Origin of the sequence: Luteimonas notoginsengisoli (assembly GCF_042648885.1) — a bacterium.
Taxonomy (GTDB): Bacteria; Pseudomonadota; Gammaproteobacteria; order Xanthomonadales; family Xanthomonadaceae; genus Luteimonas; species Luteimonas notoginsengisoli.
This window is the reverse complement of the sequence record NZ_JBHRYF010000002.1, coordinates 49933-73089: the sequence shown is the minus strand read 5'-3', so window position 1 is coordinate 73089 and position 23157 is coordinate 49933. Positions and strand designations below refer to the sequence as shown.

General features: G+C 70.1%; 20 protein-coding genes. 7 read left to right on the top strand and 13 right to left on the bottom strand.

Annotation, left to right across the window (positions count from 1 at the left end):
* Positions 1-130: 130 nt before the first annotated feature.
* The gene (gene gap, locus ACFOM9_RS05995) at positions 131-1132 is read right to left on the bottom strand and encodes a type I glyceraldehyde-3-phosphate dehydrogenase (RefSeq protein ID WP_386707588.1); all 1002 of its coding nucleotides are present in this window, start codon (positions 1130-1132) and stop codon (positions 131-133) included.
* A 129-nt stretch (positions 1133-1261) separates the two neighbouring features.
* Between gap and ACFOM9_RS05990 the strand changes: the two genes are divergently transcribed.
* The gene (locus ACFOM9_RS05990; RefSeq protein ID WP_386707585.1) at positions 1262-2119 is read left to right on the top strand and encodes a S1/P1 nuclease; all 858 of its coding nucleotides are present in this window, start codon (positions 1262-1264) and stop codon (positions 2117-2119) included.
* Between the two features lie 125 nt (positions 2120-2244).
* Here the strand turns inward: ACFOM9_RS05990 and ACFOM9_RS05985 are convergent, their stop codons facing one another.
* Entirely contained in the window at positions 2245-2796 is a 552-nt protein-coding gene (locus ACFOM9_RS05985) for a beta-lactamase hydrolase domain-containing protein (RefSeq protein WP_386707582.1), read from the bottom strand.
* A gap of 200 nt (positions 2797-2996) precedes the next feature.
* Here ACFOM9_RS05985 and ACFOM9_RS05980 point away from each other — a divergent pair, with 200 nt between their 5' ends.
* The 5 genes from ACFOM9_RS05980 to ACFOM9_RS05960 all read left to right on the top strand — a co-directional run bounded on the left by ACFOM9_RS05980 (position 2997) and on the right by ACFOM9_RS05960 (position 6918).
* Positions 2997-3866, top strand: a complete 870-nt coding sequence (locus tag ACFOM9_RS05980; RefSeq protein ID WP_386707579.1) for an MBL fold metallo-hydrolase — start codon at positions 2997-2999, stop codon at positions 3864-3866.
* Between the two features lie 66 nt (positions 3867-3932).
* Positions 3933-4517, top strand: a complete 585-nt coding sequence (locus ACFOM9_RS05975; RefSeq protein WP_386707577.1) for a hypothetical protein — start codon at positions 3933-3935, stop codon at positions 4515-4517.
* 121 nt (positions 4518-4638) lie between these two features.
* Complete coding sequence (gene modA, locus ACFOM9_RS05970) at positions 4639-5409, top strand: molybdate ABC transporter substrate-binding protein (RefSeq protein WP_386707574.1); 771 nt, start codon at positions 4639-4641, stop codon at positions 5407-5409.
* Positions 5410-5599: 190 nt separating this feature from the next.
* Entirely contained in the window at positions 5600-6289 is a 690-nt protein-coding gene (gene modB / locus ACFOM9_RS05965; protein ID WP_386707571.1) for a molybdate ABC transporter permease subunit, read from the top strand.
* Positions 6289-6918 carry an ATP-binding cassette domain-containing protein gene (locus ACFOM9_RS05960; protein WP_386707567.1) on the top strand — a complete coding sequence of 210 codons (630 nt, stop codon included), beginning with the start codon at positions 6289-6291 and terminating at the stop codon, positions 6916-6918. The genes modB and ACFOM9_RS05960 overlap by 1 nt, the downstream gene beginning before the upstream one ends.
* 474 nt (positions 6919-7392) lie before the next feature.
* Here the strand turns inward: ACFOM9_RS05960 and ACFOM9_RS05955 are convergent, their stop codons facing one another.
* The 3 genes from ACFOM9_RS05955 to ACFOM9_RS05945 are packed head-to-tail and all read right to left on the bottom strand — an operon-like array spanning position 7393 to position 9599.
* Positions 7393-7929, bottom strand: a complete 537-nt coding sequence (locus ACFOM9_RS05955; RefSeq protein ID WP_386707564.1) for a hypothetical protein — start codon at positions 7927-7929, stop codon at positions 7393-7395.
* A gap of 34 nt (positions 7930-7963) precedes the next feature.
* Positions 7964-9241, bottom strand: a complete 1278-nt coding sequence (locus ACFOM9_RS05950; protein ID WP_386707561.1) for a TonB family protein — start codon at positions 9239-9241, stop codon at positions 7964-7966.
* Entirely contained in the window at positions 9228-9599 is a 372-nt protein-coding gene (locus ACFOM9_RS05945) for a BlaI/MecI/CopY family transcriptional regulator (RefSeq protein WP_386707558.1), read from the bottom strand. The genes ACFOM9_RS05950 and ACFOM9_RS05945 overlap by 14 nt, the downstream gene beginning before the upstream one ends.
* Before the next feature lie 524 nt (positions 9600-10123).
* Here ACFOM9_RS05945 and ACFOM9_RS05940 point away from each other — a divergent pair.
* Complete coding sequence (locus ACFOM9_RS05940) at positions 10124-12070, top strand: acetyl-CoA hydrolase/transferase C-terminal domain-containing protein (protein WP_386707555.1); 1947 nt, start codon at positions 10124-10126, stop codon at positions 12068-12070.
* Between the two features lie 70 nt (positions 12071-12140).
* Here ACFOM9_RS05940 and tkt read toward each other — a convergent pair whose 3' ends face one another.
* From tkt to ACFOM9_RS05900, 8 genes are all read right to left on the bottom strand, one after another.
* Positions 12141-14132: a transketolase gene (tkt, locus tag ACFOM9_RS05935; protein WP_386707552.1), complete on the bottom strand. Its 1992-nt coding sequence runs from the start codon at positions 14130-14132 to the stop codon at positions 12141-12143.
* Between the two features lie 250 nt (positions 14133-14382).
* A complete protein-coding gene (locus ACFOM9_RS05930; protein ID WP_386707549.1) occupies positions 14383-15717 on the bottom strand; it encodes a dicarboxylate/amino acid:cation symporter in 1335 nt (444 codons plus the stop codon).
* A gap of 190 nt (positions 15718-15907) precedes the next feature.
* A complete protein-coding gene (locus tag ACFOM9_RS05925; RefSeq protein ID WP_386707546.1) occupies positions 15908-17584 on the bottom strand; it encodes a BatD family protein in 1677 nt (558 codons plus the stop codon).
* Entirely contained in the window at positions 17584-19383 is a 1800-nt protein-coding gene (locus ACFOM9_RS05920) for a VWA domain-containing protein (RefSeq protein ID WP_386707543.1), read from the bottom strand. The genes ACFOM9_RS05925 and ACFOM9_RS05920 overlap by 1 nt, the downstream gene beginning before the upstream one ends.
* On the bottom strand, positions 19380-20423 hold the full coding sequence (locus ACFOM9_RS05915) for a vWA domain-containing protein (RefSeq protein ID WP_386707540.1): 1044 nt from the start codon (positions 20421-20423) through the stop codon (positions 19380-19382). The genes ACFOM9_RS05920 and ACFOM9_RS05915 overlap by 4 nt, the downstream gene beginning before the upstream one ends.
* Positions 20420-20890, bottom strand: coding sequence for a DUF4381 family protein (locus ACFOM9_RS05910; RefSeq protein ID WP_386707538.1), 471 nt, complete (start codon positions 20888-20890; stop codon positions 20420-20422). Before ACFOM9_RS05910 ends, ACFOM9_RS05915 begins: the two co-directional genes overlap by 4 nt.
* The gene (locus tag ACFOM9_RS05905; RefSeq protein WP_386707535.1) at positions 20890-21780 is read right to left on the bottom strand and encodes a DUF58 domain-containing protein; all 891 of its coding nucleotides are present in this window, start codon (positions 21778-21780) and stop codon (positions 20890-20892) included. Before ACFOM9_RS05905 ends, ACFOM9_RS05910 begins: the two co-directional genes overlap by 1 nt.
* Before the next feature lie 255 nt (positions 21781-22035).
* The gene (locus ACFOM9_RS05900; protein ID WP_386707532.1) at positions 22036-23028 is read right to left on the bottom strand and encodes an AAA family ATPase; all 993 of its coding nucleotides are present in this window, start codon (positions 23026-23028) and stop codon (positions 22036-22038) included.
* Positions 23029-23157 lie beyond the last annotated feature (129 nt).

Genomic DNA, 23157 nt, shown 5'->3' with positions numbered 1-23157 from the left:
CAACGCCTGACCCGTCCGGCCCCGCGCGCCGACCGAAGAATCCCACGGCTCGCGCGCACGCGCGCATCCCAACAAAGAAAAAGCCCCGCAACCGCGGGGCTCCTTCAGTCGGCAACGAAGCGTCGCGGCGTTACTTCGCGATCACCCGCACCATTTCCAGGCACTTGTTCGAATAGCCCCACTCGTTGTCGTACCAGCTCACCAGCTTGACGAAGGTGGAGTCGAGCGCGATGCCGGCCTCGGCGTCGAAGATCGAGGTACGGGTATCGCCGCGGAAATCGGTGGCGACCACCTTGTCCTCCGTGTAACCCAGGATGCCCTTGAGCGCGCCTTCGCTCTGCGCCTTCATCTCAGCCTTGATCTCGTCGTAGCTGGCCGGGTTGTCCAGTTCCACGGTCAGGTCGACCACCGAGACGTCGGAGGTGGGCACGCGGAAGCTCATGCCGGTGAGCTTCTTGTTGAGCTCGGGAATCACCACGCCCACGGCCTTCGCCGCGCCGGTGCTCGACGGGATGATGTTCTCCAGGATGCCGCGGCCGCCGCGCCAGTCCTTGTTGGACGGGCCGTCGACGGTCTTCTGGGTGGCGGTGGCGGCGTGCACGGTGGTCATCAGGCCGCGCTTGATGCCCCACTTGTCGTGCAGCACCTTGGCGATCGGGGCCAGGCAGTTGGTGGTGCACGAGGCGTTGGAGATGATGGCCTCGCCCTTGTAGGTCTTGTCGTTGACGCCGTAGACGAACATCGGCGTGTCGTCCTTGGACGGGGCGGACAGGATCACCTTCTTCGCGCCGGCGTCGAGGTGCTTCTGCGCGGTTTCCTTGGTCAGGAACAGGCCGGTGGACTCGATCACCACGTCGGCGCCGACCTCGCTCCACTTCAGGTTGGCCGGGTCCCGCTCCTGGGTCAGGCGGATGCGCTTGCCGTTCACCACCAGGGTGCCGCCGTCGATCGAGACTTCGCCCTTGAAGCGGCCGTGCACGGAGTCGTACTGCAGCATGTAGGCCAGGTAATCGGGTTCGAGCAGGTCGTTGATGGCCACGATCTCGATGTCGTCCGCGAAGTTCTGCACTGCCGACCGCAGCACGTTGCGCCCGATGCGGCCGAAACCGTTGATACCAACCTTGATCGCCATGTCACGCTCCTGCAAGGAAAGACGGGGAAATAACGGGGAAAAGACGGACGGAAAGGAATAAAGCACGCTATTTTAGCCGTTTCCCGCCCGCGCTTTCAGCCCCGCCGAGTCCCTTACGCCATGAAAACGATGCCACGCCTGCTTCTCGCCGCTTTCCTGCTGCTGCTGGCGCCCGCCGCGCTGGGCTGGGCGCAGCTGGGCCACCGCCTGGTCGGCGAACTGGCGCAGCGCCACCTCACGCCCGGGGCCCGCGCGGAAGTCGCGCGGCTGCTGGCAGGCGAGTCGGATCCGACCCTGGGCGGCGTCGCCGCCTGGGCGGACACGCTGCGCGACGAGGATCCGCCGCGCTTCAAGGCCACATCGAAGTGGCACTACGTCAACACCGCGCCTGGCGCCGACTGCATCTACGACGCCGCCCGCGACTGCCCGGACGGCAACTGCGTGGTGGGCGCGATCGAACGGCAGCTGGCGATCCTCGGCGACCGCGACCAGCCGGCGGCCGCGCGCCGCGACGCGCTGAAATTCGTCGTGCACTTCGTCGGCGACGTGCACCAGCCCCTGCACGCCACCAACCACACCGATGGCGGCGGCAACGGCTACCAGATCAGCCTGCGAACCGACCTTGCGCCCGAGGCCTACGCCCGCAAGCACTACGCCGACGGCGTGATGGGCACCAACCTGCACTCAGTGTGGGACTACTACATCCTCGGCACCGCCGGCTTCGGGGCCGATCGCAAGGCGGTGACGCCGTACGCCGACCGCCTCGACACCCTGCCCTGGCCGCCGATGACCGAGGCCGGCCACAGCGCCCCGGAAGCCTGGGCCGGCGAGTCCTGCCGCCTGGTCGACGCGCGCGGGCTGTATCCCGCCGACACGCACAAGCTCGACCAGGCCTACCTGGACGAATACCGCCCGCTGGCCGAGCAGCGCGTGCGCCAGGCGGCGTACCGGCTGGCGCAGCTGCTCAACGAGACGCTGGGGCGTTGAACGTCGCCTCGTCGCTCACCAATCCCGTGCCAGCGTAGGAGCGGCGGAAGCCGCGACCGCCTGCAATCCCGAGTCGCGGCTCGCGCCGCCCAACGGACATAGGCGACCTGGTCGCCTGGGGGCAGCTACGGATCGCCAGCCGGCAATCCAAGCACGGCGCGCGCCCGCGGTTCGGTGCTGGTCATGCCGGCTTCGCGGCCAAGTTCGAGCGCCCGCGCCGGCGCCATGCCGCCTTCCCGCGCGGCCGCGATCGCGAGCAGCGCGCCAGCACGGTTGCCGGAGGCGCAGTGCACCAGCACCTTGCCCGGCGCGGCGTCGATTGCCTGCCACAGCGTGCGCGCGGCATCGGGCGTCAGGTCCTGCGGGCCGGCTATCGGGATGTGCCGGTAGGCCAGGCCCGCCGCCTGCACTTCGGCGGCTTCGTCGCGGCCGGGGCGCTCGGCATCCGGGCGCAGGTCGATCACGGTGGTGACGCCGTGCGCGGCGATGCTCGCCCAGTCGTCCGCGTTTGGCTGACCGGCGCTGTAGACGCGCGGCATCGGCTGACGATCAAGGATGGACGGCCTGGCGTCCGCTGCCGCGTCCACCGGCGTTTCAGGCGGCGCGGCGGCGAACGTGGGCGTCGCGAACAGCAGCGTGAGCAGGCAGGACGCGGCGGGTGCGATATGCGGGGCCAAGGCGTGCTCCTCGTGGTGTGGTGGGATGGTAGTCCCATCGAGGCGGGCCTTGGCGGCGAGTTCATGCGGAGCGATCACGCCGCGTGGCCGGCTGACACGATGCCCATGAACGCAGGTCGGAGGACCGGCCCCCGCGACTGCTCCCCCTGCATGCACCGCCACGCTGCGCGATACTGGCCTCCTGCCTCCGAAAGCCCGCCATGCGCCCCGAAGTCCTGCCCTTCCGCCACGCCAGCACCGGCACCTGGAGCTACCTGGTGCTCGATCCCGGCGCGGGCGAGGCGGCGCTGGTCGATCCGGTGCTGGACTACGACGCCGCGTCCGGCCGCATCTCCACGTCGTCGGCGCTGGCACTGGTGGACGCCACCCGCGCACGCGGCGCGAACGTGCGCTGGCTGCTGGAAACCCACGCCCACGCCGACCACGTTTCGGCCGCGCACTGGCTGAAGACCACGCACTTCCCCGATGCGCGGATCGCCATCGGTGCCGGCATCCGCACGGTCCAGTCCACGTTCCGCCCGATCTTCAACCTCGGCGAGCAGTTCCCGGTGGACGGTTCGCAGTTCGACCAGCTGTTTGCCGACGGCGACGCCTTCGCCATCGGCGGGATCGAAGCGCATGTAATCGCGGTGCCCGGCCATACCAGCGACAGCGTCGCGTATCGCATCGGTGACGCCTTGTTCACAGGCGATTCGCTGTTCATGCCCGACGGTGGGACTGCACGCTGCGATTTCCCCGGCGGCAGCGCGTCGGTGCTCTACCGTTCCATCCGGCGCCTGTACGAGGCCCTGCCCGACGACACGCGCGTGTTCGTCTGCCACGACTATGGCCCCGGCGGTCGCGAACCGGCCTGCGAGACGACAATCGGCGAACAGAAGCGCGCCAACATCCACGTCCGCAGCGACACTGCCGAGGACGACTACGTGCGCCTGCGCGAAGCGCGCGACGCCACGCTGGCGATGCCGGCGCTGATCATCCCCTCGGTGCAGGCCAACATCCGCGCCGGCGCGCTGCCCGACGCGGAGAACAACGGCATCCGGTACTTCAAGGTTCCGCTTGATACGTTGTAGCGCCCGAGCGCGGCGGCGTGCCGGCAGTCACCATCGTGCCCACGACCGCGTCTGCAAGGAAATCCCATGGCCACGCCACGCCTGTTGATCGCAATCGCGAACGTCCTGCTGCTCTCCGCCTGCGCCACCGGCCCGGCGCGCACGCAGGCGACAGCGGCCGGCGACGATGCGCCGGCGGAGGTCGCCAGTCCGGCGGATGTGACGGCGGTGCACGACGGCCACCTGCACGCCGCGCCGCCGCAGGCGCCCGCACTGGCCTCGCCGGTGGTGGTGCCTCTCGACGCCGCGTCGCTTGCCGCCCTGCCACGCGACGCGGTCACCGCCAACGTCCAGGGCGAAACGCTGAAGTGCGAGGGCGTCGCGCTGGCCGCATTGATGCGGGCTGCCGGCGCGATGCCTGCCGAACCGCTGCACGGCGCCCAGCTGGGCCGATACGTGCTGGTCGTTGGACGCGGCGGCGATCGCGTGCTCTTCTCGCTGTCGGAATTCGATCCCACGCTCGGCAACCGCAGCGCGTTCGTCGTTGACCGCTGCAACGGCCAGCAGCTGGACGGCACGACCGGGCCACTGCGCCTGGTGGTGCCTGACGATGCGCGCCCCGAACGCTGGGTGCGGCAGGTGCAGGCGATCACCGTGATCGTTGCGCCGTGATGGTTCACGACGGACGAGGAGTTCGCGGCTGAAGCCGCTCCCACGGATTGTAGCCGCCGCTCTTGTGGGAGCGGCTTCAGCCGCGAGTTCTTCGCATCCACCACCAAGACACGGAAGGCCCATGGCCGCTCGATTCCTGCTCACCCTTTTGCTGGCCTTCACCGCCTGTCTCGCCCCAGCGCGCGCCGCAGACGCGCCGTTGACCGTTTTCGCCGCCGCCAGCCTCAAGGAATCGATGGACGAAGCCGCGCTCGTCTTCCGGCGCGAAACCGGGCAGCAGGTGCGCGTGTCCTACGCCGGCAGTTCGGCGCTGGCGCGGCAGATCGAGCGCGGTGCGCCCGCGGACGTGTTCGTCTCCGCCGACGTGGACTGGATGGACGTGCTGCAGTCGCAGGGCTTGATCGACGCCCACACGCGCAGCGCGCTGCTCGGCAACACGCTGGTGCTGGTGGCGCCGAAGCACAGCGCGGCGCACGCGATCACCCTGGACCAAAGCGCCGACCTTCTGCCGCTCCTCGGCGAACGCGGCAGGATCGCGCTGGCCCTGGTCGACAGCGTGCCGGCCGGTCGCTACGCCAAGGCCGCGTTCGACTCGCTGGGCATGTGGGACGACCTGCGATCGCGCACCGCCGAGGCGGAAAACGTCCGCGCCGCGCTGCTGCTGGTTGCCCGCGGCGAAACTCCGCTGGGGGTGGTGTACGGCAGTGATGCACGCGCCGAGCCGCGGGTGAAGGTGCTCGGCACGTTTCCGGAACCCGCGCACCCGCCGATCGTGTATCCGGTGGCGAAGGTGAAGTCGAGCACGCATCCGCAGGCGGCGGTGTTCGTGCGCTGGCTTCGCACACCGCAAGCCATGCGCATCTTCCGGGAGCGCGGCTTCAGCGTGCGGTGAGCATGGCCAGATGTTGGTCGCATGGGCGTGCGTGCTTCGGGGAGCGCTCCGGGTCCTCAGGCCGGCACGCCCATAAATCCCTAAACTCGCAAGCTCATCAGCCCGCACGAAGGATCGGCCCGGTGCTTGCGAGGGCGAAACCGTTGAAAGTCGCGGCGCTCAAACCATCCCGCTTGACGTGGCCCCACGCATGTTCGACTTCACGCCCGCCGAACTCACCGCCATCGCACTGAGCCTGAAGGTCGCCACGGTCGCGGCGCTGGCGAGCCTGCCGCTGGGCATCGCCACCGGCTGGCTGCTGGCCCGCAAGCGCTTCTTCGGCAAGGCGCTGGTCGATGCGCTGGTCCACCTGCCGCTGGTGCTGCCGCCGGTCGTGGTCGGCTACGTGCTGCTGGTGGCGCTGGGCAACAACGGCGTGATCGGCAGCTTGCTCATGCAGCATTTCGGCATCGGCTTCGCGTTCCGCTGGACCGGTGCGGCGCTGGCGAGCGCGGTGATGGGCTTCCCGCTGATGGTGCGCACGATCCGGCTGTCGATCGAGGCTACCGACCGCCGCCTCGAACAGGCCGCGGCCACGCTCGGTGCGACCCCGTGGCGCGTGTTCCGCAGCGTGACGCTGCCGCTGGCGTGGCCAGGCATCGTCGCCGGTGCGGTGCTGGCGTTCGCCAAGGCACTGGGCGAGTTCGGCGCCACGATCACTTTCGTGTCCGCGATCCCCGGCGAGACGCAGACCATCTCCTCGGCGATCTACGGCCTGCTGCAGGTGCCCGGCGGCGACGCCGGCATCTGGCGGCTGGCGCTGGTGGCCGTCGGCATTTCGCTATTGGCGCTGCTGGCATCCGAATGGCTGGTGCGCCGCCAGCGCGGCGAGACGCACTGATGCTGGCGCTCGACATCGTGCTGGAACGCGGTGCGCGCAACGGCGGCGGTTTCCGTCGCCACGTCAGCATCCGCGACGACGCGCGCGTCATCGCGCTTGCCGGGCGTTCCGGCGCTGGCAAGACCTCGGTGCTGCACGCGATCGCGGGCCTGCTGACGCCGTGCGAGGGGCGGATCGAGGTCGACGGCCGCTGCCTGTTCGATTCGGTCGCCGGGATCGATGTCCCCGTGCACGCGCGCCACGTCGGCTACATGTTCCAGGACGCGCGCCTGTTCCCGCACCTGGATGTCCGCGGCAACCTGGGCTACGGCCGACGCGGCCAGGGCGCCGCCACGTTCGGATTCGACGACGTCGTCGCCCTGCTCGGCATCGGCGCCCTGCTCGAGCGCCGCACCACCCACCTGTCCGGTGGCGAAGCGCAACGCGTCGCGCTCGGCCGCGCCCTGCTGTCGCAGCCGCGCATCCTGCTGCTGGACGAACCGCTGACCAACCTCGACCAGGCCCGGCGCGAGGAGCTGATCCCCTATCTGCAGCGGGTGCGCGACGAAACAGCGCTGCCGATCGTCTACGTCAGCCACTCGGCCGATGAAGTCGAACGGCTGACACGGGCGGTGCATACGCTGGATTGACCTGGCTGGATTGGCATCGCCCACTCCCAGCGTCGGCGGGCCAGAGTTCGCCCCGCTCTGCACGACTTTAACCATGAGCGGGGTCCATGGATCCCCGCGTGACCAGACATACGTCTGTTGAAAGCCGCGGGGATGACGAGTGAGAACGACATCGCTTCGGCGCGACCCTCGTGGTTCTGCGGTGACTCTCGATGTTGCTGTTGCTGTTGTTGCGCGTGACTTTGACCTTCGGGGCCCCTCCGAAGCGGCGGAGCGGGCGGGCTAAACCCCGCAGGGGCGCCGCACATGGATGTGCGGCGTTTTCCGCGAGGGCAGGATGCCCTCTCGGAAAATTCCCGCCGGCTCCGCGAACCCGGTGCGCAGCGCCGGGCGCGAAGGCGGGGTGTGTTTTCTTTGCGCCAGGTTTCTTTGCACAAGCAAAGAAAGGTGGCTCGCGCCGTCACGGCGCGAAAGCTTTTGATGTGCAGCCAAAGATCAGCGCGTGTTCGCACCAGCCTCCTTCCGCACCACGCCCACCCGTCGCCTCCCCTCGCGACTGCTGAAACTGAAGGCATATTCCAGCCGCACCGGGACCCGCCGCACCGTGACGTCGGGCCCCGTGCAATCGCCAGAGTCGCGCCTGGCAAGCAGTTGCGGCGGAAACTCGCAGATCATCGCCGGCGTGAATTCCCAACCCAGCATCGCTTCAACCACCGCCTGCGCGTAGGCCCGCGCCTGCACCTCCCCGGTCTGCGCGCATTCGGGCGTCGCGTCGAACGGCATGACGCGGCTGACGTCGCCGTCCTCCGACAGCCAGATTTCCGCGCACACCGTGACATCAATCGCGCCCGCATCTTCGGCAAGCTCCGGGAACGCCGGTTCCGGCGCGGCCAGCGACACCGGCATCACGAAGAACTGCGTCGATTCCACCGCGTGGCGCGCGCCAGTCTGCGGCAGCAGCATCCGATGATCGATGCGGGCGCTGCGGCTGGCACAGCCTGTGGCGGCAACGACCAGTACCAGCGCGGCCATCACCTGGGCGCACCGGGCCGGTGCGCGCATCACCTCAGGCCTTGCCGCCGGCCGGCGCGCCGGCCGGCTTGTCCATCTCGAAAGTCACCGGCACCCGGATGCGGCCAGCCACCGGCTTGCCGTTTTCCATGGCCGGCTCGAACTTCCAGCCCTTTACCGCGTCCAGCGTGACCTGGTCGAACACGCCCGCCGGCTCGGACCTCTCGACGCGCGCGTCGGCCACGCTGCCATCGGCGGCGACGTCGATGAGCATGACGACCTTGCCCGTGGTCTTGCTGGCAGCGGCCCCCGCCGGATACTTGGGCGGCGTCGTGGTCTTCGACTGGATGTCCACGCGCGTCGCCGCATGTGCGCGGCCGCCGGCCTGCGCGACAACCGGCCGCGCCTGCGGATGCGGGACGGACTGCGCGGTGGTGTCTGCGATGCGTTCGGCCGGGCGCGCCGCCCAGGCCGCGTAGGCCGTCCCGGCGATCACGGAGCCGGCGAGAATCAGTCCAACCGTGGTCCGGCGCGCGCCGGGGCTTGGGTGCTTGAGCATGGCAATCCTCTCCTTCAACGGGTGGCCGCCGAACCAGTGGCAGGCCAGGGGCGCCGGCATCGCCGACAGTTGGGTTTTCACCATCGCCTCGCCATACGCGCGGCGCGACTGCGGATGGCGCGCGATGACGGTTTCGTCGCAGGCCAGTTCCTGGTCGCGGCGGAAGCGATCAGCGGCGATCCAGAACAAGGGGTTGAACCAGTACGCGCAGCGCAATCCAGCCATCAGCGCATTGCCGGCCACGTCAGCGCGGGCGCGGTGGATGCGTTCGTGGGCGAGGATCAGCGCGCGTTCGGCGGCGCTGTAACGCAGATCGAAATCGGCCGGCAGCACGATCCTGCCCCGCAGGCCCACCACCGCCGGCAGGCCGGCACTGCTCTCGGCGTGCAGCAACCCGTCGCGGTCGATGCGCAGCGTGCCGAGGCCGCGATGGAAGCGCCATTGCGCGGCGAGCTGCGACATTGCCGCCGCGACGGCGCCCGCGCACCAGATCGCCAGCCACCAGGGCACCAGCGCACCACCGGTTGCAGGCATGGCAACCATTGTGCCGGCGGCCAGCGCATCGCTAACCGCGCCTGAAAAAGACACGTGCACCACCGGCGCCGGAATCGACGCGGCCAGCACGGCCATCGGCACCAGCGACCACAGCAGGTACGCCACATTCGCGCCGAACATGGCCCGCAGCGGCCGGCGCAGCAGCAGCACCAGCACGATCACGGCGCTGCTGGCGCAGGTGCTTTCCAGCAGCCAGCGGAACACGTCAGCCTGCGTCATCGTCAATCTCCTCCAGCAGGCGGCGCAGCTCGGCGATATCGGCCTCGCTCAACCGGCCGCGCTGGCTGAAATGCGCCACCAGCGGGGCCACGCGCCCATCGAACAGGCGCTGCAGCAAGCCCTCGCTCTGCTGCGCCACCCAGGCCTCGCGGGCCAGAACCGGCGAATACAGGTATCGGCGGCCCTCCCGGGTCGCCTCGATCGCGCCCTTGTTGAGCAGACGGTTGAGCAGGGTCTTCACGGTCGGCTCGGCCCAGTCGGTGCTGGACGCAAGGGCGGCAACCACTTCTTCGGCGCTGCGCGGGTGGCGTTCCCACAGGACCTGCATGACCTGCGCTTCGGCATCGGTGACGGACATTCGTTTACACCTGTAATTTGTATCGATTACAGACGTAAATTCGAGCGATGTCAAGAGCCTGGTATTCGGGAGGAACGTCGGAGCGGCTTGGCCGGGCCGACCCCGGGCGTAACGCGATTCGTGCCAATGACGGGGCCAAGACGCATCAGGACACGGTGGCCCGGCGCGCGGCGCGCCGTCTTCGGTAGCGGGACGCGGGAGCGATGCGCCCCTAGCCGACCGAAAGCCGAGCTTTCGATCCCAGGGGATGGCAAGCCATCGTCTGCGACGCGCGCCCATCTCCCGCCCTCCGCCTATCGCCCGTGACCTCTCGTGCCTCACCTCTCGCTTTTCTCATCCGCTGCTCCGTTGTTCCTTGTTTCTTCTCCTTCCGCTTGCCCTGCTCGCCTGCCGCAAAGCCCTTCCTGAGATCCCAGGTTGGCGAGACATCCTTCCAACCCCCGGATTGCCGGCTCCGTCGTTTTCGATCGCACGACGTAGTGGCCCCGCTCGCTCCTTAACGTCGGCCGCCGTACCCTGCCGCGATGACCGAATTCCTCGATTCGCTGGATCTCGCCGTCGACCGCATGCTCGCCCGCCTTCCCGGGCCGCTGGTCGTCGGCGCCCCGCTGGGCATCGGCAAGCCGCACCGGTTGCTCAATGCGCTCTACGGTCGCGTCGAACGCGATCCGTCGCGCACGCTGCAGCTCTACACGGCGCTGTCGCTCGATCCACCCCCGCCCGGGAAGGGACTGGAAGGCCGCTTCCTCGCTCCGTTCGTCGCGCGCCATTTCGGCGAGGACTTCCCTCGGCTGGCTTACGTCGCCGCGCAGAAGCGCGACGCGCTGCCGGCCAACATCACGGTCGAAGAGTTCTACGTGCAATCGGGCGCGCTGCTGGGTTCGTCGCAGGCGCAGCGCCACTACGCGAGCCTGGATTACACCCATGTCGCGCGCGCGCTGGCAGACCGCGGCGTGAACTGCATCGTGCAAAAGGTCGCCGCCAATGCCGAAGGCACGCAGCTTTCCCTGTCGTCGAACACCGACCTGACCTTCGACGCGCTCGACGCCCTCGCTGCCGCTGGCGCGCCGCGTCCGCTGATGGTGGCGGAGATCGATCCGCTGCTGCCGTGGCTCGGCGGACCGGCCGCGGTCGCGCTCGACTTCTTCGATATCGTGGTCGCGCCACCGGCGCCGTTTCCGAAGCTGTTCGCGCTGCCTCGGCAGCCGGTCGGTGACGCCGAACACGCGATCGGCCTGTACGCCAGCGCGCTGGTTCGCGACGGCGGCACGCTACAGGTCGGCATCGGCGCGCTGTCGGACGCGCTGTGCCATGCGCTGGTGCTGCGCCACGCCGACAACGCGGGGTACCGGCGCGTGCTGCAGGCGCTCGATCCGGAACTCGAGCGGCACCCCGCCGTCATCGCCAGCGGCGGGCTGGAGCCGTTCGAGCAAGGCCTGTACGGCTGCAGCGAGATGATCAACGAAGGGTTCAAGCTGCTGGTCGAACGCGGGGTGATGCGGCGCCGCGTAGTCGACAAGCTGCCGCTGATGCAGCGCGTGAACGACGGCAGCGCCAGCGACCTGGACCGCGAGCTGGTCGACCGCGACGGCGAGTTCCTGCACGGCGCGTTCTACCTCGGATCGCAGGATTTCTACGACTGGCTGCGCGACCTGGACGACGAGGCGCGCAGTGGCATCGGCATGCGCCCGGTCAGCGAGGTCAACCAGCTGTACGGCGGCGACGAGATGCTCGAGCGCGCGCAGCGCCGCGACGCGCGCTTCTTCAACACCTGCATGATGGCCACCGCACTGGGCGCGGCGGTGTCCGACGGACTCGAGGACGGGCGCATCGTGTCCGGCGTCGGCGGCCAGTACAACTTCGTGGCGATGGCGCACGCCCTGCCCGACGCACGCTCGGTGCTGCTGCTGCGCGCGATGCGCGAAGCCGGCGGAAGCACGCTGTCCAACATCCGCTGGAACTACGGACACTGCACCATCCCGCGCCACCTGCGCGACCTCTACATCGACGAATACGGCATCGCCGACCTGCGCGGCAGGAACGACGAAGACTGCGTGATCGCGATGGCCGGCATCTCCGACGCGCGCCACCAGCGAGCGCTGCTGGAGACCGCGAAGCGCGACCGCAAGCTGCGCCCCGACTTCACGCCTCCCCAGGCGTGGTCGCGCAATACGCCGCAGCGCCTGCGCGAGGCGCTCGCGCCGTTCCGAAGCGACGGCACGCTGCCGGACTACCCGCTGGGCAGCGACTTCACCGAGGTCGAGCAGCGCCTGCTCAAGGCGCTGGGCTGGTTGAAGGCCAGCACCGGCAGTTTGGGTGGCAAGGCGCGCACGATCGTCGGCGCCCTGCTGTCATCCGGCGCCCGCGACAACGAGGCGATGGAACGGATGGGCCTGTCGGCGCCAAAAGGCGCCGCGGAATGGCTGCAGGCGAAGCTGCTGCGCCACGCGCTGGAAGTAGCGAAGCCGTAACTTGCGGCTACGCAGCGAGGGAAGGCCCGATGCACGCAACCATGTGCGAGATTGCCGGTGGCGTCAGCGACTACTTCAGCGAACGCGCGACCTCGACCACGTGCTCGACGGTGAATCCGAAGTGCGGCATCAGCGCTTCGATGGGCCCGCTGGCGCCGAACGTGTCGATGCCGACCACGGCGCCGTCCAGGCCCACGTACTTGCGCCAGAAATCGGTGACGCCTGCCTCCACGGCCACGCGCTTGCGGCAGGCGTCGGGCAGCACGGTTTCGCGATACGCGGCCGGCTGGCGGTCGAACACGTCGGTGCTGGGCATCGACACCACGCGCACCTTGTCGCCCAGCTGCCCGGCGGCCTGCATCGCCAGATCCACTTCCGAACCGGTCGCCACCAAGATCAGCTCCGGCGCGCCGTCGCTGTCGCGCAGCACGTAACCGCCGCGCACGATGTCCGCCACCTGCGCTTCGCTGCGCGGCTGGTGGGCAAGGTTCTGGCGCGAAAACACCAGGCAGCTCGGCCCGTCCCGGCGTTCGATCGCCGCGCGCCACGACACCGCGGACTCCACCGCGTCGCATGGGCGCCAGACATCGTTCTTCGGGATATGACGCAGGCTCGCCAGGTGTTCGATCGGCTGGTGCGTGGGGCCGTCCTCGCCCAGGCCGATCGAATCGTGGGTATAGACGTGGATCGCGTGCGCGCCCATCAGCGCGCTCATGCGCACGGCGTTGCGCGCGTAGTCGCTGAACACCAGGAACGTGGCGTCGTACGGAATGAAACCGCCGTGCACGGCCAGGCCGTTGCTGATCGCGGTCATCGCGAATTCGCGCACGCCGTAATACACGTAGTTGGCGCCGGCGTCGTCGCTGGCCACCGACTTGCTGCCGCTCCACAGGGTCAGGTTGGAGCTGGCCAGGTCGGCCGAGCCGCCGATCAGTTCGGGCAGGTGCGGCGCGAAGGCCTCGATCGCCATCTGCGAGGCCTTGCGCGAAGCGACCACCTTGCCTTCGGCCTGCAGCTTCGCGATGTAGGCATCGGCCACCGCGGCGAAGTCTTCAGGCAGTTCGGCGTGCGTGCGGCGCACCAGTTCCTCGGCCAGCTCCGGATGGCGCGTGGCGTACTGGTCGAACATCCGGTTCCACTGCTCCTCGCGCACCAGGCCCGCGTTGCCGGCGCGCCAGCCGTCGCGGATCTCCTGCGGGATCTCGAACGGACCGTGGTTCCAGCCCAGCGCCTTGCGCGTGGCCTCGACCTCGTCCTTGCCCAGCGCGGCGCCGTGCGAGGCTTCCTTGCCCGCCTTGCTCGGCGAGCCGAAGCCGATCGTGGTGCGGCAGCAGACCAGTACCGGCTTGTCGTCGTGTGCCAGCGCCTGCTCGATCGCGGCCTTGATCGCGTCGGCATCGTGGCCGTCGACGTCGCGGAGCACGCGCCAGCCGTAGGCTTCGAAGCGCGCCGGGGTGTCGTCGGTGAACCAGCCTTCGACCTCGCCGTCGATCGAGATGTGGTTGTCGTCCCAGAACGCGACCAGCTTGCCCAGCCCCAGGGTCCCGGCCAGCGATGCGGCTTCGTGCGAAATGCCTTCCATCATGCAGCCGTCGCCCATGAACACCCAGGTGCGATGGTCGACCACCGCGAACTCGGGGCGGTTGAAGCGCTGCGCCAGCACCTTCTCGGCCAGCGCCATGCCCACGGCGTTGGCGAAGCCCTGCCCGAGCGGCCCGGTGGTGGTTTCCACGCCCGGGGTCATGAAGTTCTCGGGATGGCCGGGGGTCTGCGATTCCAGCTGGCGGAAGCGCTTGATCTGCTCGATCGGCAGGTCGTAGCCCGACAGGTGCAGCAGCGCGTACTGCAACATCGAACCGTGCCCGTTGGAAAGCACGAAGCGGTCGCGGTTGAACCACTTCGGGTTGTTGGGGTTGTGGCCCAGGTAATCGTTCCAGAGCACCTCGGCGATGTCGGCCATGCCCATCGGCATGCCCGGATGGCCGGAATTGGCGGCCTGCACGGCGTCGATGGCGAGGAAGCGGATGGCGTTGGCGAGGTCGCGGCGGCTGGGCGTCGTCATGGGCGGCAATTCACGAGGGGCGGCGCCCGGCGATTCGCGGGCGGCCCATTGTCCCACGCTGCCGTGGCGAAGCAAAAATCCCGCGCTCGCGGGGAGCGCTCGAATTTCCGTCGACTAAGACGGGGATGCCGGGGGGACATTCACCCGAAAGCCGTCGTCTGCCTCGGTCGTCAGCGCGTGGCAGGGCCTGAGATCAACCGCCCCCGAAGCGGACAGAGCGCTCTGACAAGGCGCCAGAGCGCGACCCGCGCTACGCCATGGAGTCCTGCGCGGCGGCTTCGTCGAGCATCGTGGTTTCCGGTTCGCCCTTCGACACCATGGCCGCGATGCCCAGGTCGCCGGTCACGTTGACCACCGTGCGCGACATGTCGAGGAAGTGGTTCACGCCCAGGATCAGACCGATGCCTTCGGGCGGCACGCCCACCATCGCACAGATCAGCGCCACCACCGGCAGCGAACCCGATGGCACGCCCGCGGTTCCGATGCCGCCCAGGATGCAGACCAGCATCACCATCACCTGCTGGCCGATCGACAGTTCCACGCCGAAGAACTGGGCGAGGAAGATCACGGTCACGCCCTCGAACAGCGCGGTGCCGTTCTGGTTGGCGGTGGCACCGATGGTCAGCACGAACCGCGACACGCGCTTGGGCAGGCCCAGCTCGTCGTCGGCCACGCGCAGCGCGGTCGGCAGCGTGGCGTTGCTCGATGCGGTCGAGAACGCCATCAGCATCGCTTCCTGCACGCCCCTGAAGAACTTCACCGGCGAATAGCCGCCGATGAACCTCAGCGCCAGCGAGTACACCACCACCATGTGGATCACCAGCGCGCCGAACACCACCAGCACGTACGCGCCCAGCCGTACCAGAAGCTCCCAGCCGAAGAGCACGGCAAGGTTGAACATGAAGCAGAACACCGCATACGGCGCGAGCTTGATCACCAGGCCGATCAGGGTCATCGAGACTTCGAACAGGCCTTCGATCCCCCGGCGCAGCGTTTCGATCGCAGGCGTTGCCTTGCTGAGCACGATGCCGATGCCGAACATCAGCGCGAAGAACATCAGCGCGAGGATCGACGCATTACTCGATGCCGCGCCCACCACGTTGTCCGGCACGATCGACAGCAGCATCTCGATGCCGCTGGCCTGGCCCTTGCTGTCCTGCACGATGGCCTGCGCGCGCTCGGCGCCCTCGTTGAGCAGCTGCTGAGCGAGCACCGGGTCCACGCCCGCCCCCGGCTGGAACACGTTGACCATCACCAGGCCCAGCACCACCGCGATGCCCGACAGCAGGATCGTGTAGGCCAGCGTGCGCCAGCCGATGCGGCCGAGCGAGCGAATGTCGCCCATTTCCGATACGCCGACCACCAGAGCCGAGAACAGCAGCGGCACGATCAGCATGAAGATCAGGGTCAGGAACAGGGTCGCGAAGGGCTGCGTCGCGTAGCGGGTGACGTTCTGGATCCACGTCGCATCGGCGCCGACCGTGTAGTGCACGATCATCCCGGCGAGCAGGCCAAGGAAGAAGCCGATCCCGATCTTCCAGTGCAGCGGCATGGCCGCCTTGGCGGGCGTCGTCGGGTCGGTCATGGGCTTTTTTGCTCGTGGCGCGGGAAGGCCGGGAGCTTAGCAAACCGGGTCTCGGGTCACCGGCGGCGCAGTGGCATCGCTTTTTTCAGGGCCGGGACGCCCGGCGCGGGGCCCGGCCGGATCGCCGGTTTCGACCATGCCGGCCTCTACCCTGCCCGCTTCACACTTGCGGGCTTCACTCCTGCCGGCTTCAAGCTCGCGGGTTTGTGCCTGGCGGATACAGCGGCGCCAGCGGTTCCTCCGTTTGCGTCCTCCCACGCCCGCGCCAGCGCGGGCCAGCCGCGAACGCAGCGCGCAGGGCGGCCCGGGCCGCCGGGCCATCCCCATCGCCCCAGCGCGCACGCTGCAGGGCGGCGACGGCATCGCGTTGCGCGGCATCGTCCAGGCGCTCCCGAACCGCGTCGAGATCGGCGGCGGGTGGATCGGCCATCGCGCACAACACGTCGGCCACATCGCCGAAGTCGCCGCTGTCGAGCGCGCGCCGGAGGTCGCGGCGGTCCATGCCGACCGCACCGGTCTGCGCGGGTTCGATGCGCGCATCCCCTCGCGCCAAGCGCTGCGGCTTCCGCTGCAGCGCCCACACCAGCGTGGCCAGCCACAGCAGCGCGAAGCCGGCCGTCGCCCAGGCCCAGATCCGTGCATCGCCCTGCACGCTTGGCACGCGTGCCTCGCCGCCGTCCTGCAAGGCGTCGCTGCTGGCGATGCCAGGCGCTGCGGCAGGCGCGACGGTGCCCGGCGCGCCCGCTGCGACCTGCCACTGCAGGTCGGGCAGCGACGCCGTACGTGCAGTTGCCGCGCGCACGTCCCACCAGGCGATGCGCGGGCCGGGAATGCGCAGTGGTCCGGCGTGCGCGGGCACGATCGAGAACTTGCGCGTCACCGTGATTTTCGGCCGGCCGTCCTCGAAGGTTTCGTCGGTCTGCGCGGGCTCGGCGAACACCTGGGCGCCATCGATCGCAGGCAGCTCGATCTCCGGGAATTGCGCCGCCGTGGCGCCGTCGGCACGCGCCTCGATCGTCACCGTGGCCGCTTCACCGGCGCGCACGCGCTGCGGCGTGGCTACGTAGCGCAAACCCAGCCCGCGCAGCGGCAGCCAGGGCTGGGGCGCATTCGCGGGCACCGGACGCACGGTGACGAAACGCGGCGCACCGTTGGCGCTGAGCTCGCGCGAACCATCGCCGAACATGTCGTCGAAGAACCCGCCCGCGCCGCGTCCGATGAAGCGCGCGCCGGGGATCGTCAGCGGCCCGCTGCGCTCGGGGACCAGCAGGAAGCGGCGCTCCACGACCGTGTAGCGCTTGCCGCCCACCTCGCGCGTGTACTGCAGGTCGCTGCCGACGCGCTGCAGCGACGCGCCGTCGGGCGTGGCCTGGTCGAGCTGCCCGGAGACCAGCGGCGTGGCGTAGTACAGGCGCAGCGCGTAGCCCACCGATTGCTGCACGTACGGACTGTCATCGTCGATCTGGGCCTCGATGAAGGCCGCGCTGCCGGCGCGCGCGGGCGGCGCGGCTTCGGTCACGGTCAGCGGCAACGGCTGCGTCCGGTGCTTGCCGACGCGCAGCGCGGGCACCGTCAGTAGTCCTTCGCGCCGTGGCTGCAGGGCGACCGCGAACAGCATCCGGGTGCTCGCGTGGCCATCAATGATTTCGACCTGGCGGCTGCTGCTGTTGCCGCTGACCACGAAATCCTTGTCCAGCGGCGACCAGTCCGGCGCGCCGGCACTGGCGTCGTCGGTTTCGACGTTGAGGGTGAGGGTTTCGCCGAGCGCGACCTGGTCGCGGTCGATCCAGGCGCGCGTCTGCGCATGCGCGGCAAGGCTCGCGAACAGCAGCAGCAGGCAGGCCAGCGAGGTGTACCAGCGTGGCATCAGGGTTCTCCGGTCTTCTGGCGGCGCTCGTGTTCGAGCCGGAACTTGGCGCGCAGCAGGCCGCCCGGGTCGTCGGGCACGCGCCGCAGCCAGGCTTCGTTGGCGCGCTGCTTCTCGCGATCGGCCGGACTCGATGCCTTCGTGGGCGCGCCGGCTTGGGGCTTTCCGTCGTCGACGCGTCCGCCCTTCTCCGGCTCGCCCTGCAGGGCCTCCTGCATGCGTGCGCGCTGCTCCGCATCGGCCCTGCGCTGGGCCTCGGCATCGCCGGCCTTCGGCGGCGACTGCGTCGGCGACGGCTCCTGCTGGCCTTCGCCGCCGTCGCGCGGCTTTCCGTCATCGGACTTGTCCTGCGCGTCTCGCGGCCCCTCGCCCGAGTCCGGTGGCTGCTGGCCGGAATCCTCCTCCGGATTGGACTTGCCGTCGTTCGGCTTGCCGCTGTTTGGCGTCTTGTCCTGATCGCCGCGCCCCCCGGGCTGCTTCGAGGGCGGCGGCTTGCGTTGCATCGCAGCCTCGACCATCGCGCGATTGGCCTTGGCGTCGGCCATGCCCGGCTGCTGCCGCAGCGCTTCGTCGTAGGCCGCGATGGCATCCTCGTAGCGGCCGGCCTTCGCCAGGGCGTTGCCGCGGTTGTAGTCGGCGTCGGCTCCGGGCAGCGCGCGCCACGCATCGGCCGCGGCCTTGTAGTCGTCGCCGCGATAGGCCTCGGCCCCGGCCTGCATGCGCTCGTACCGGACCTGGTCGGCGCGGCGCCACAGCGTCCCCTCGTCCGCCGCCATCGCCACACGCCACGGCAGGCAGGCGCACAGCAGCAGCACCGCCACGCCCCCGCCGCGCCGGAACGCAAACAGCGCCAGCAGCATCAGCGGCAACAGCAGCCAGTAACCGTCATCGCGCCACGTCGCGGCCTTGCCGCCGAGCGCATCGCGCTCCGACGCCTGCACGTCGAGCACGCCGAGCGCATCCAGGTCTGCGGCGCCCGCCGTCAGCGTTTCGTAGCGGCCGCCGCCCGCGCTCGCCAATGCGCGCAGTGACGCGGCATCCAGTCGCGTGCGCGCGATCGCGCCCTGCGCGGTGCGATAGGCGGTGCCGGCCGACGAGCCGAGGCCGAGTGCCGACACGCGATAGCCGGCCCGCTTGGCATCCGCAGCGGCCGCGCGCGCGGCCGCGTCGGCATGGCTGCCGATCAGCAGGATCTCGCCGCCGGTAAAACCGGCCTGCCTGAGCAGCCGCATGGACTGCTCGATGCCGCGCGCGGCGTTGTCGCCATCCACCGGCATCACGTCCGGCGCCAGTGAATCGAGGAACAGCGCCACGTTGCCGGCGTCGCGGGTGAGCGGTGCCACGGTGTAGGCGTCGCCGGCGAACACCACCAGCCCCACCTGCCCGCCGCTGCGCTGGCTTAGCAGCGTCGCGAGCTTGGCACGCGCCTGCAGCAGCCGCGACGGCGGCAGGTCGCTGGCGAGCATGGCGCTGGACAGGTCGAGCGCGACCACCAGCGGCGCCTCGCCCTGCAGCAGTGGCTGGTCACCGTGACGCCAGCTCGGGCCGGCCAGCGCCAGCACGCCCAGGCCGAAACCGGAGAGCAGCATGCAAAGCGCGGCGATGCCGCGCCGGCTTTCGCCGCGGTCGAGCAGGTGCGGCAACAGGTGCGCATCCACCGCGCCGCGCCAGGCACTGTCACGCAGCCGGTGCCGGTGCCATGCCCAGGCGAGCAGCGGCAACGCCAGCAGCGCCCACAGCCACTGCGGACGCAGGAAGTGCAGCGCGTCGAACGCCTGTGCGATCGCCTGCGGGTTCATGCCGCGCCTCCCGGCTTCAGCCGCAGCCGCATGCCGCGTGGCAGGACGTAGCCAAGCAGCGCGCACATCAGCGCAGCGCCCAGCGGCCACGGATAACGTTCCAGGCGCGGTTGCACGCGTTCGCCGGGACGCTGCACGGGCTCGAGACGATTGATCTCGGCGTAGATGCCTGCCAGCTCGGCGGTGTCGCGGGCGCGGAATGCGCGGCCGCCGGTGATGTCGGCGATACGCTTGAGCGTGGCCTCGTCCATGCTGTCGTCACCGCCTGGCACCGGCAGGCGGAAGCCGAACACCGAGACGTCGCCGCCTTCGCCGCCGAAGGCGATGGTGTGCACGCGCACGCCGTTGTCGCGTGCCAGTTCGGCGGCCTTGACCGGTTCGAGCTGGCCGGCGTTGCTGACGCCGTCGGTCAGAAGGATCAGCACGCGTTGCCCGGCCGGCTGCGCGCGCAGGCGCTTGACCGCCAGTCCGATCGCGTCGCCGATCGCGGTCTCGCGCCCGGCCAGGCCGACCACGCTGTCGCGCAACTGCTGGCGCACGCTTTCGCGATCCAGTGTCAGCGGTGCCAGCGCGTACGCCTGCTGGCCGAAGACCAGCAGGCCGACGCGATCGCCCTGGCGGCGGTCGAGGAAGTCCGCGATCACCGCCTTCGCCGCGGTGAGGCGGTCGACGACGGTGTTGCCGAGCGTCATGTCTTCTTCGCCCATGCTGCCGGAGAGGTCGACGGCCAGCATCAGGTCGCGCCCGCTTTGCGGCGGCTGCACCGCTTCGCCCAGCTGCTGCGGCCGCGCCGCGGCCAGGCACAGCAGCAGCCACGCCAGCCACAGCCACCACGCCGCATGTCCGCCGCGCGCCAAGCCGCCGCGGCCCGCGATGGCATCGAGGCGCGCGCCGTAAGGCACCCTGAGCGCGGCGGACGCGCTGCGCGCGGCCGGCAGCAGGCGCCGCGCCAGCCACGGCAGCGGCAGGGCCAGCAGCAGCCAGGGCCAGGCGAAGCCCGCCAGCCAGTCGCCACCCAGGGCTGACCACCAGGCGCTCATCGCCGCAGCGCCATCAGTTCGAGATAGCGCCGGCGCGCGAGCGGCAGCAGCGCCGCCGCCGCGTCGTCGTCGATCTCGCGGCGAAATCCACCGTCGAGCAGTACGTGCCCGGCGCCAGCGGAAAACGGTGCCTTTGCGCTCGCGGCTTGCATGTCGCCGTCGAGGAACGCGAGCCACGCATCGCCCTGCAGGCGATCAGCCGCCGGGTCGCGCCGGCGCGCCGCGCGACGCAGCAGCTCGGACATCGCCGCGACGCGTTCGACCGGTGTCGCCGCCGCGTCCACGCGTTCGTCGAACAGGCGCACGATCGCAGCGCGCCGCCGCCGCGCGCGTAGCCACCACCACGCGGCGAACGCGAGCAGCACCAGCAGCACCGTCGCCAGCCACCACCAGCCCGGGGCCGGCGGCCACCAGGGCGGCGGCGGCGGCTGGTGGATGTCGCGCAGCGGCAGGTCCTGCATCGCCATCAGGCGGCCTGGGGACTGGCAGGCGACGACAGCCAGGATTCGCTGGGCGCGTCGCTGGACAGGAGCTGCACGCGAATGCCGCGCGCCGGCAGCGACGCCAGCGCGGCATCGATGGGCGCGACGAACTCATCGCGCCAGCGCTGTCGCGTCGCGGCGCTGCCGAGGTCGAGTTCCACCCTGTGCGCGGGCGTGGCGAATGGCAGCGGTGCGCGCGGCGGATCGCGCTCCAGCGGGTCGCCCAGCAGCAGCACGACAACCTCGCTGTGCATCGACAGCGCCGGCCAGCGCGAAGCCGGCACGTCGGCGATGCTGGCAGGGTCGGCCAGGACCACCATGCGTGAGCCCGGCCGCAGCAGTCGCGCGGCATGGTCGAGCGCGAGCGCCAGGCCGCCGTCTTCCCCGGGCGGCCCCGAATACCACCGTGCAAGCGCGTCGAGCACGCGCAGCGCGCCGCGCGGGCCCGCAGCAGGTGCCACCGGCGGTTCGGCCACGCTGCCGCGCAGCGCCGCGATCCGGTCGCCATCGCGCACCGCTGCCCATGCGGCCACCGCGCCGGCGCGCGCGGCCTGCACCGACTTGAAGCGCACCCGGGTGCCGAAATAGAGGGTCGGCGCGGTGTCGGCCACGATCAGCGTCAGCCGTTCGCGCTCGGCCTGGAACAGTTTGGTGTGCGGCTTGCCGCTGCGCGCGGTGAGCCGCCAGTCGATGTGGCGCGCGTCGTCCCCGATCGCGTATTCGCGCGATTCGGCGTACTCCATGCCGCGCCCGCGCAGCGGCGACGGCGCCTGCCCGCTCACTCCATGGCGGCCGCGCCGCGGCGGACGTCGACCCTGCGCGGCGGCGCGCAGCGCGACGAGCTCCGCGAGCGTGGGAACGATGCCGTCACTCATCGTGTGAACCGCGGTTCGCACGCGCCGGCAAACGTTCGAGTGACCACCAGCGTTTTGGCCAGGCATCGGCGGATGCCGCTACAGCCAGGAACCGCGATCGGTGCCAAGCAACAGTTCCCGGCCCGGACAGCAGCGAACGCAGCCGTTTCACGCTCGATTGGAGCCCATCGCGAGATCGCGCATGGCGCACGGCCCTCCGCGAAGCATCGCGGCCAGGACCGTTGCCACGGGACGTCCGGCGACCGGCCCCTGCGCTCACGGCAGCGGCACCTTGTCCAGCAGTCCGGCGACCAGCCGCTCGCCGTCCCAGCCTTCCGCCGTCGCCTCGTAGCTGGGCAGCACGCGATGGCGCAGCACGTCGGGTGCGATGGCGCGGATGTCGTCAGGGGTCACGAAATCGCGGCCCGCCAGCCAGGCGCGCGCACGTGCGCAGCGTTCGAGCGCGATCGAGCCGCGCGGACTTGCGCCCCAGCTGATGCGCCGCGCCAGTTCCGGGTCGTAGCGCGCGGCGTCGCGCGACGCGAGCACCAGTTCGATCAGGTAGCGCTCCAGCGGGGGAGCCACGTGCAGGTCGAGCACCGCGGCGCGCGCGGCGAACACGTCGGCCTGCGAAATCCGTTCGCACGCCACCGCTTCGACCTGCAGTCCCTGCCGGGCGCGCTCACGCGCCAGGCGCAGGATCTCGCCTTCGGCTTCGGCTTCCGGGTAGCCGATGCGCACGTACATCAGGAACCTGTCGAGCTGCGCCTCCGGCAGCGGGAACGTGCCTTCCTGCTCGATCGGATTCTGCGTCGCCATCACCAGGAACAGCGGCGGCAACGCGTAGGTCTGGCGGCCGACGGTCACCTGGCGCTCGCCCATCGCCTCGAGCAGCGCCGATTGCACCTTGGCCGGCGCGCGGTTGATCTCGTCGGCGAGCAGCACCGAATGGAAGATCGGGCCGGGCTGGAATTCGAACCGCCCGTCATGCGGCCGCCAGACCTCGGTGCCGGTCAGGTCGGCCGGCAGCAGGTCGGGCGTGAACTGGACGCGGGCGAAGTCGGCCTCCACGCGCGCGGCCAGCGACCGGATCGCGGTGGTCTTGGCCAGCCCGGGGGCGCCTTCAACCAGCAGGTGCCCGTCCGCAAGCAGCGCGATCAGCAGCCGCTCGACCAGTGCGGACTGGCCGACGATCTGCTTCGAAAGGTCATCGCGCAGGGCCGTGAACAGGCCATGCAGGCGCGGGATGTCTTGGCTGGATGTCTCCATGGATCGACCGTGCGGCGGCGCCCGGCTGGCGTCGGGCCCAGTTTGACCGAAGTGCGGCGCCATGGTTCCGGGCGGCGTTCAGCCAGGTGACAACTACACTGCCGGCTCGACGAATGGACAGACGATGCA